The sequence below is a fragment of the Leptolyngbya sp. CCNP1308 genome (assembly GCF_034932455.1).
In the GTDB taxonomy this organism is placed as follows: domain Bacteria; phylum Cyanobacteriota; class Cyanobacteriia; order Phormidesmidales; family Phormidesmidaceae; genus Nodosilinea.
The window spans coordinates 1-9798 of sequence record NZ_JAYGIH010000052.1; the positions used below are offsets into that span (position 1 = coordinate 1).

The following is a 9798-nucleotide window of genomic DNA, read 5'->3' on the forward strand; positions in this document are numbered from 1 at the left end:
GGCTGCATCGCTTCGGTCAGCAGACCTTGCTAGGGATGTACCGTTGGCTCGTCCTATCGCTGGTCGCCTTTATCCTGGCCCATTGGGGCTACCTCTCACTAGAAACCGAGGCGCTACCAGATTGGGCGGAAGCCGCCGCTGTTGTAATGGAAGCCGCACTGGCCGATGTGCTGGTTTACCTGCTGCTGGCAGACATCGAGCGAAAACGTCCCTTACTACAGCAGCAGGGGTTTGAAGTTCAGATTACCAGGTGCAAGATGTGAGCAGAGCGACATTTGGCGAAACGTGGCCCAGAGGTCGAGGGGAATAATTAGGCAGCGGTCTTTTGCTCTTGTCCCCGGCACCGCCACAGTCCGACTGACCACCTGGTTGTAGGCTTGGGGCTTCTCAAAGATGCTCCAATGGCCAGGGCCAGCATAGCGAATGGGCATCTCGATAGTTTTGGTGACAGCGGCGATCGCCTGCTGGTAGGTGTCAATCAGCGACTGGGGATAGCGCTGGTGCTTTCGAGGGGAGCGAAGCTCATTGATTAGTAAGAAACCATCGGCAGGGTTCTTCAACCCTCCAATCACCTGCTCCCACTGCCGCCTGAGTTCGGTTAGCGCTGGCCTGAAAGCCATGTCGTTGATGATCTGCCCCTGGCGCTGTGCCCGCTGCCCCTGTTGGATGGGGTCGTTGGAGTCTACGAAGGGCCAGTAGTAGGCGATCCAAAACTCGGCCAGTAGCTTGAGGGGTACCGCGACATCGCTCTGGTAGGTTCTCAGGTCGGGGTAGGTTAGCACCACATCGTTAATGGCCCGCAGCAGCGCGATCTTGTAGCTCGTTACTTTCGTATCGTGCTTGAGGATGGTGCTGATGACTTTATCTGAGGCGATGAGCGTCATCGGTCTTTCCTGGCCTTTACCAGCCAAACCCCTCTCTCCTGCTGGTGGCCACCAACCTCAGCGGTGACAGGCATGGACTCTGGGTATCTGCCGTGAGCGATTCTAAAGTCTTGAGGTTGGCCCACTTCAGCACTCCAGCCATAGCCCTTCAGAAGCTGCTGGGGCTCGTCGCAGCCAAATTGCCAATGGCGTACCACTCTCCCCCGGTCGGCGTTCTTAGCGCTCTGGGCTGCCAATATCGAACCACTTTTTACCGCATCCATACCCAGCACACTACCAGGGCTGCTCAACGCTGTAACAGTCCTCAGTAGAGAGTGGGCCGAAGGTTCTGGCAGATACATAAGAACGCCTTCAAGGATCCAGATAGTAGGTTTCTCTTGCCTCAAACCTGCCTCTAGTAGTCGAGCGATCCAACCTGTTTGAAAATTTTCCAAGTCACTTGCAATCAAGTGGTGGCGACAGTTTGGCTTAATCTTCCCTAGGGCATTGGCCTTGTAGTCTAGAACCCTTGGCAAATCGACTTCATAAAGCCTAGTAGCGGCTGGCCAGGGCAACCGATAGGCTCGGGTATCGAGTCCTGAGCCCAATATGACGACTTGAGGTTCAGACAGCCGGGGCAGAGTGGCCAGCAGCAGGTCGTCCAAGAACCGGGTCCGAATGGCGATGTAGCGGGTGCGCTTGGCGATGACATCTTCTAGCGATCGCCCCTGCCGTTCGGCTACCTGCCGCCACTTAGATAGCAGATGTTCGACCTCATTACCCGCCAAAGCCGCAGCATAAGGGTCATTGAACAGTGGAACTGGGAGGGACTGCTCAATGGCCCGCTTAGCTGCCACAATCTGGGCGGTGTAAGAAATTAGATCCGTAGATGGTGAGGACACGGCAGCTATTCTACAGTTTGTCCTATTATCTTGTAGGACTGTCTCTTGGGACTGCTCTGGGTTCTTAGAGCTATCGCCTATTGAACTCAACTTGACCTACATAGGCAAACTCTCCATACTGCTCATCACATTGAACAGGCTAACCTCATAGGCTCCAGGGCCAGGCAGAGGGCAAGTTATCTGGGGGCCTTGAGTGGCACTTTCTAGACAATGCTCAGCTTGGCTAGAGCCTTTAAGAGAGTAACTATGCAGCAACCAGCGTTGGTTAGGATTCTGGAGCTGAATTACCGCTGTTTGATTGGTGTCTGTCTGCGATCGCATCGAGGCCACCAGCTGCATCGTTGTGGCCCACCGCCTCAGCACAATTCGCAATGTCGACCGCATCTATGTGGTCGAAAAAGGCCGAGTGGTGCAGCAGGGAAGTTTTGAGGAACTGGCCGACCAGGCGGGGTTGTTTAGCCAGTTGATCAAGCGACAGCAAGTGTAGTACTGATGGCGGTGCTTAGTATCTTCTTTCCCGTACACTTAACCAGTACACGCTGAGAGAGAAACCATGGGTGTGCTGCTATCTTCTCGTTTACCGCTAGCGGCTGTAGCTGGGCTTCTAGTTAGCTCTCCTGCTTGGGCGCAAAGCGCGATCGTGCCTGACAGTACCCTTGGGGCAGAAAGCTCTCAAGTGATCCAGATCAACGGGCTGCCGGTTGAGGCGATTCTGGGTGGAGCAATCCGCGATCAGAACCTATTTCACAGTTTTGAGGAGTTCAATATTGATACGGGTCAGGGAGCCTATTTTATTGCGCCTTCCGAGGCGATCGCCAATATCTTCGCCCGCGTTACCGGCGACAGTCCATCCAACATCTTTGGTGTTTTGGGCACCGCGTCTGCAAATGGAGGCGTAACTGAAGCCAATCTATTCTTTATCAATCCCAACGGTATTCTATTTAGCGAAACCGGCAGCCTGGACGTTGGCGGTTCCTTTACCGCTACAACCGCTGATAGTGTGCTGTTTGGCGATCGCGGTAGTTTTAGCGCCACCACCCCGGAGCTACCTTCGTCTTTGTTAACAATTGATCCATCGGCTTATTTTTTCAGCCCAGCGTCTTCGGGTGACATCACAAGTCGGTCAGCCGTCCTAGATCCGTTTTTTGGTGTATTTAGAGGGCTCTGGGTACCTATAGGTGAAACGCTAACGCTACTAGGTGGCAGCGTCACTGTGGATGGAAGAAACGTTGTCGCTGGTTTGCGAGCATTCGGTGGTCGCATCAATATTGGAGCTGCATCAGGAACAGGAAATGTTGAGATCAATCTAGACGGTGGACTGAGTTTTGACTCAAGTTTGAATCGTCAAGCTCTTGCTTTGTTAGACACCGCTATTGTCGATGTAACGCTAGACAGGGGAGGCTATATAGATATTTCAGCTCGAAATATTTTATTTGAAAACAACAGCGGCTTGTACGCCGGAATTCGTCAGAACTTCGGGTTTGAGGGAGCTCAAGCAGGGAATATTGATATTTCCGCAACAGGAGATCTTAGGCTTGTTTCTGGCAGCTTTGTGGAAAATGATGTTAACAGAAACGGCACTGGCAACAGCGGAAACCTTTCCATAACCGCGCGATCCATCGAGATCGGCAGTCCAGGCTATCTAAGCTCTAGCACATTTGGCAATGGCAATTCTGGGAATGTTGAAATTTCAGTTAATGATGACATTACCCTGCGTGGTGACAACACGACTATAGTCAGTTTTGTTGCAAATACTGCTCGGGGAAACGGTGGTTCTCTAAATGTACGTGCAGACACTATCAATATACTGGGTGGACAAATAAGTTCTGGTATTCTTGGTACAGGAAACTCTGGCCAGATAAGCATTAAAGCAAGAGATATTCTGATTGACTCTAACGGAAGTTTTCTATCAGAAGGGATCTCCAGCGGTATTGGCTCCAGCGGAAGGGGAATAGGTGGTGGAGTCTTGATCGACACTGAGAACTTGAACCTGATTAACGGTGCCAGTATCTTTACCGGAGTCACAGGTATTGGTATTGCTAGCGATATTACCATTCGAGCCCAAAATATCACTTTGTCTGGTCAAGCCTCCGAGTTTGCATTTTCAGGGGCTAGTATTTCTAGCCGTTTAGGAGCGCCATTTTCCTTTGGAGGCGGTCAGCTTGAGGGCGGTGTGGGACAAGCAGGCAATATTGATATTCGTACTAACACCTTAAAGCTGACCGATGACGCCGCTATCGAGGCTTTCTCAGCAGGATTCGGAGACGCAGGCAATGTCGATATTGAAGCTGACCAAATTCTGTTTAGTGATAGCAGCTCTATTTTTGTGAATACGGTTTTTGAGGGGAATGCTGGAGATATTAATGTTAAAACCAATATACTTTCGCTGCGAGACGGCGCTCAATTTCTGGCCTTTTCAGAAGGAGAAGGAAGAGCAGGTAATATTACAATTACCGCTCAGAATCTAGTCGAGCTATTTGGATATAGCTTGGACACGGGCACTCCTAGTGCGCTTTTCACTGATAATGAATCTCGCTCCGTTGGCGCTGGGGGAGATATTACGATTACTACAAACCGTTTTCGTGTGTCAGATGGCGCGATCGTTGATGCCAGCACTCGAAACCTAGCAGCCGGGGGCAACATTATTATCGACACTAATATATTTGAAGCGACTAACGGAGGTCAGATTCAGACCGTCAGCTTAGGAGATGGAGCCGCTGGCACAATCACCGTCAACGCGGCAGAACGAATTCGGATTGAGGGTCAAGATCCAACCTTTGCGACTCGTCAAGTCGAGTTTGGGATAAGACGAATTGGTCTAGTTACTGTTAGTGATGGTAGTAGTGGCTTGTTTGCGCTTTCAGAGGGAAATGGCAGGGCAGGAGATATTGTTGCAGCAGCACCGATCATTGAGCTAGACAACTTTGGGAAAATCAGCGCCGAGTCGGCATCAGGAGACGGAGGCAACATCAGCGTGATTAGCGGTGATTTGCTGCTACTGCGTCGCGGCAGCAGCATTTCCACCAGCGCGGGCACAGCCCAAGCCGGGGGTGACGGTGGCAATATTACAATTAACGCCGCCAACGGGTTTGTGATTGCTGTTCCTCAAGAGAATAGTGATGTCAGCGCCAACGCATTCGCAGGACGAGGGGGACAGGTCAATATCACAACCCGTGGCCTGTTTGGGTTAGAATTCCGTTCACAACAGACACCGTTGAGTGATATTACCGCTAGTTCTCAGTTTGGCATTGCTGGGAATGCAGTCATTAACTCTCCAGACACCAGTTTTCTGCAAAACGGTCTTACGTCTCTGCCCGAAAACATTGTTGATACCAGTCAGCTTGTCAGCGGCAGCTGCATTGCGCGTACCGAAGGAAGGGGTAGCTTTGTTGTTACCGGGCGCGACGGCTTACCTAACCGTCCGGAAGACGCGCCCATCTCGGCTTACCCAACCAGTGCTGTTCGCAGTGGCGAGACGGCGGCGCTGGTTACTCCAATTTGGCAAGCTGGAGATCCTGTCATAGAGCCTGAAGGGGTCTACCGGCTTGCCAACGGACGGTTGGTGCTGAGTCACGAGTGCCGTTGACTCAGTAGTAAAGGCTAAAAAGACCGCTGGTAGGGATATTCTCTAGCAGCTCGCGATCGCTTTCTAATGGTTTAAAATCTTGCATCAGCTGCTGAGCCTGCTGGTAGTAGCCCAACGCCGTTGTGATCTGCTGTAAGTCTTTATAAACCCGCCCTAGCTCGTTGAGAATGTTGGCTGTTTGGGCCGTGTCTAAGACGATGGCTAAGGGTTAGGGCAGCTTAGTAGTGAGCGATCGCTAGGTCAAGATGGCCTATGGCGGCACAAATAAATCTGCTGGTAATGCTAAGAATGAAGCCTGATGCCGCAGCGCCTCTAGGTTTCCCGGTTTCCTATATATCCTATAGGACCGTTTTGGAGGACAGTCTTTTTGATTCACGGCTTACCGTTTGCCAAGCCTTTACAGTCGGAATCTCCCCCCAATGGGTCGTGTATCTCTGCGAGAAATACTCTGACCGCATGGCCCAGCTAGGCTTCAGGCCCATCGCCCCAAACTTCACGGCGTCAGGGCTGATCTTGCGGTTGAGGCTATCCATCGTTGCCATCAGGCGATCGCGCTTCTCCGTATCCACCGGAGTGGCAAACAAGCTGCCCTGCACCTCGCCTGCCGGGTTTAGCTCAGTGGCAATGACCTTAGCCTTCAGGTACTCATAGCCTGGCGTAAAGGCGGCTTCCGCTAGCCTCATAGCCTCGTGGATAAGCACAGCGGTGTCGTTGGTGGGCTGGTCAATGGCGACAGAGCGGGCGGCGGAGTACTGGTTCTCGGGGCGGTAGTAGCTGGTACGCATGGAGACGGTGAAGTGACCCGCTACCAGGCCATCGGCCCGGAGCTTCTCGGCGCAGCGAGTGGTGTAGGTGGCCACCGCCTCTTTGATGTCAGATAGCTCTGTGACCAGATGGCCAAAAGAACGAGAGACAATTTGCATGGTGACAGGAGTGGCTACCGGCTCCATCGGAAAACAGGGGGTGCCGCGCAGCTCTAGAACGGTTCTCAGGCCCAGCACTCCAAATTTCTTCTTGATCAGTCGCTCGTCGGCCTGTTTGAGCTGGAGCACGTTGGCAATGCCCATAGCCCTGAGCTTGGCCTTGAGGTTCTTGCCAATGCCCCAAACCTCTCCTACGTCGATGCTGGCCAGCACAGCGTCTGAGCCGGCCAGGGCTTCAAAGTCGAGGACTCCGTTCAGATTTGGGTAGCGCTTGGCCTCATGGGCCGCTAGCTTGGCCAGGGTCTTGGTTTTGGCGATGCCCACTGATACGGGTATGCCCGTCCATTGCTTGACGGTGGTGCGAATCTTTTGGCCGTAGTCGCTTAGGTCGGCTTTGGTGAACCCGTGCAGGCCCAGGAAGGCTTCGTCGATGGAGTATTGCTCGACCTCGGGGCTAAAGTGCTGGAGGGTCTGGATGACCCGTCGAGACATGTCTTTATAGAGGATCGGGTTCGATGAGAAGGCGTGAATTTTCCCTTGCTTCACCAGGTCTTGAATCGAGAATAGCGTTGCCTGCATCGCCACCAGCGGCTTAGCTTCGGGCGATCGCGCCACAACACAGCCGTCGTTGTTAGAGAGCACCACCACTGGTTTGCCCTCCAGGTCGGGGCGGAAAACCCTCTCGCAGGAGGCAAAGAATGAGTTGCAATCGACCAGGGCAAACATTGCTAGACCCCAAGGAGAACAAGGGTTTACAGCATTAGAGACAGCAGAGATAGATGCAGTAGTATTCCTATACTATCCTCTGCGGTGGTCAGTGTCTTACTGTCCTACGAGACTGTCTTTTTCCAAAGTTCACCGAACTTGCCTCTGCCCGCCGCAATCTACTGCTGATTGATCAAACCACTATTATTTGACGAGCTGGGCTTAGGGACACCAACACCGACTTATCTAAATACTCCTACAATGGCACCCGGCAGAAACAAGTACCCATCAATGAGAATGCTGTATACGCTGCGAGGTGTTGTCGGTTTGACTAAGCCTAGCGCGATCAAGTTAACGGCAATGCAGGGAAGCGCGATCGCGGATGCTGGCACCAGTAGCGACTGACTCCACCCCCAGGCAACGACAGCGAAGGCCAGTCCGTTCAGCACAAACCAAATACGACGATTGCCAGTAATTCCAACCAATCCTGGCAATGTTTGCACCCCGGCTTTCTTGTCTGACTGGAGATCGCGTATGTCGAATAAGTGGGAGTTGGTACCTACAAAAATCAGCAAAAACAGGCTGGTTATACCTGTCGACAATGTGAAAGGTTGATTTGCGGAGGCTAGAGGAACAGCGATGACAGCATAGGTGATAACGCTGGTCACAATCCAGGCTTTAGTCGCGGGTACGTCCTTGAGCCGAAACCATTGCCAGCGATCGCTCCTCCGCCAGGGAAAGATTGGTAATCCATAAATGAAGGGAATTAAGCCCGCTAAGCTGACCATGACAACCTGCTGGTTAGCGCAGTACAGCAGCACAACCGTGGCCATAACTGCCAACGACAAAATGACCCAGCCCCAACCTCCACGAAAATAGCTCTGAGCTTGAGGATCAGGAATCTCTTGAAAATAGCTATCGGCAATGCGATCAACGTTGTAAGGAATGAGCGCTGTAGCAAAAATGAGTAGTACTGGTGCCCAGTCAAAAGCGAGGTCTAGGGTATATTGCACGAACGGAACTAGCGAGGCGATGGCCGCTGCAACCCAAATACTGGGATAAACCAGAGCCCATAGGAAGATGCGATGACTAACCGCCGCCGCGCGATAAAAGTTGGGAAAGGAGACCAAGGGTTAATAGGAATAACAACATTCGCAATTAATCGGCAATGTGACCATCAACCGTGAAAACCCATCCGTGATGACATTCGCCTATTCTGCGGAAGCTTTCTTAAATTGCCAGCGGCAACAAAGATAAATTCGCGCGGTAGAGGCAGCTCAACCATGAGCCTGCTTATCAAAAGTTAACATAACCAGATATATTCACACTCCACCTACCGACACTGTTTGTATGACTGCGCTGGGTGGCCCCTTGACTCTCTCAAGCACGACAGAGACCGCTGGCGACAGTGGTTTTTTGTTGCTCAGACTTTGCGAATGAGAGTAGTAACAACGCCCCAAATCTCCATATCTAGCGCTTCTCCTGGTTGTCTGTCCGAAGCAGGCACTAGCTTGCCGTGGTGCTGCTGGACTTTGAGGACTTGGAGAGAACCAGCGATCGCCGCCACTACTAGAGAGCTATCCTGGGCTGTCTGGGAGCGATCGACCACCAGCAGATCCCCCGGCTGCACCTCCTGGTCAGCTACCATGTCCCCCTCGACCCGCATGAAGAAGGTGGCAGCGGGGTTGTGGATCAGGTGTTGGTTGAGGTCTAGGCTTTGCTCGATAGCATCGCCGGGGACGGGGAAACTCATAGAACAAGTAGCGTAGTGGCTGATCTAGATTATTCGCTACAGAGGTAGGTTGTCTTTCTTGTTGTCTCGTAGGACTGTCCTGTGCTTACGTGGAGATATCCTGTTGTTCCAGCACAATGTAATCTATGCTTCAATGCAAAACGTAGTGCAAATCTTCAATACAAAACGTAGTGCAAATCTTCAATACCTTCCATCATCTCCTGAAGGACTTAGAGCCCTTTGTAGATGTGAAGGATATACGCTTAGCCTTTGATAAGGACAGCAACTCTTTCCTGATAGCCCCAGACTTTTTAGAGCCGCTTCATGCAGATTCAAAGCTTCATCGTCTGGTTCGCAAGGAAATGCATGAGATTATCGCTAAGCATCGCTCCATTCAGGCAGAGTAGTTTTTGTTGTTTTGTAGAACTGTTCTACGCTACGGCTGTCCCTGTTGGTAATCGTCGTAAAAGAGTATAAGCAGGTAACTCCTAGTCGCAGGCTAGAGATGGCTGTGACACGGGCAGAGAGCCAGAGCGGCAGGTAGATATCTTGAATAGCTTGCCCGGTAGGAGTGAGGTTCTCAGCTCAGATTCGAAGAGGGAAGAGAAAGCTTTTGGTAGCGTAGATTACCACCTCAACAGTGATGAGGCGGAAGGCAACCAACGAGTGTATGGAACAGCCACTCCCAAGCGATCAGCATGGCCTTTTCCTATGGCACTGCCTTGCTCAATACTATCTATAGATAGCGAACATCTATCTGAATATTTCAGAACTAAATACTAATTTCTTAGTATTTCTTTTGCCCAGAGTGTTTGCGTATATTTAGGGTGTCTACCTTTTACCCTATCAGGCTTTCAACATGAATATCCTACAGAACGAGTAACCGCTTAGGGGTCTAGATGGATTCGGTTTCAGGCACCGCCGAGATTCCAGATTGGCAAAGATCAGTGTCAAATAGGCCTAGGGCGTGTCATCAATTAGGTAAACTGGGACAGTAGTATCTCATCCCATCGAAGTTCAATGACGACCCGACGCTATGCGCTGCGCGATGACCAATGGGACCGCATCAAGGATTTATTGCCGGGAC

8 protein-coding genes and 1 pseudogene are annotated in these 9798 nt (G+C 51.6%); 4 read left to right on the forward strand and 5 right to left on the reverse strand.

Features of this window, described 5'->3' with window-relative positions:
• Positions 1-263 (forward strand): annotated as a pseudogene (locus VB780_RS14005) (hypothetical protein); the annotation flags it as partial.
• On the opposite strand, the gene VB780_RS14010 reads toward VB780_RS14005, so the two are convergent.
• Together VB780_RS14010 and VB780_RS14015 are read right to left on the reverse strand one after the other, a co-directional pair.
• Positions 216-884 carry a hypothetical protein gene (locus VB780_RS14010; protein WP_323351781.1) on the reverse strand — a complete coding sequence of 223 codons (669 nt, stop codon included), beginning with the start codon at positions 882-884 and terminating at the stop codon, positions 216-218. The pseudogene VB780_RS14005 and the gene VB780_RS14010 sit on opposite strands and share 48 nt — an antisense overlap.
• Positions 881-1765 carry an SAM-dependent methyltransferase gene (locus VB780_RS14015; RefSeq protein WP_323351782.1) on the reverse strand — a complete coding sequence of 295 codons (885 nt, stop codon included), beginning with the start codon at positions 1763-1765 and terminating at the stop codon, positions 881-883. The genes VB780_RS14010 and VB780_RS14015 overlap by 4 nt, the downstream gene beginning before the upstream one ends.
• A 301-nt stretch (positions 1766-2066) precedes the next feature.
• Between VB780_RS14015 and VB780_RS14020 the strand changes: the two genes are divergently transcribed.
• Entirely contained in the window at positions 2067-2252 is a 186-nt protein-coding gene (locus VB780_RS14020; protein WP_323351783.1) for a hypothetical protein, read from the forward strand.
• A gap of 66 nt (positions 2253-2318) precedes the next feature.
• Positions 2319-5351, forward strand: coding sequence for an S-layer family protein (locus VB780_RS14025; protein WP_323351784.1), 3033 nt, complete (start codon positions 2319-2321; stop codon positions 5349-5351).
• A 338-nt stretch (positions 5352-5689) separates the two neighbouring features.
• On the opposite strand, the gene VB780_RS14030 is transcribed toward VB780_RS14025, so the two are convergent.
• The 3 genes from VB780_RS14030 to VB780_RS14040 form a co-directional block, all read right to left on the reverse strand.
• Positions 5690-7000 (reverse strand): Y-family DNA polymerase, encoded by a 1311-nt coding sequence (locus tag VB780_RS14030; protein ID WP_323351785.1) that lies wholly within the window; start codon positions 6998-7000, stop codon positions 5690-5692.
• A gap of 221 nt (positions 7001-7221) precedes the next feature.
• Positions 7222-8109, reverse strand: a complete 888-nt coding sequence (locus VB780_RS14035) for a prenyltransferase (RefSeq protein WP_323351786.1) — start codon at positions 8107-8109, stop codon at positions 7222-7224.
• A 293-nt stretch (positions 8110-8402) separates the two neighbouring features.
• Positions 8403-8732 (reverse strand): S24 family peptidase, encoded by a 330-nt coding sequence (locus VB780_RS14040; RefSeq protein WP_323351787.1) that lies wholly within the window; start codon positions 8730-8732, stop codon positions 8403-8405.
• 170 nt (positions 8733-8902) lie between these two features.
• Between VB780_RS14040 and VB780_RS14045 the strand changes: the two genes are divergently transcribed.
• On the forward strand, positions 8903-9118 hold the full coding sequence (locus VB780_RS14045; protein WP_323351788.1) for a hypothetical protein: 216 nt from the start codon (positions 8903-8905) through the stop codon (positions 9116-9118).
• Positions 9119-9798: the final 680 nt, after the last annotated feature.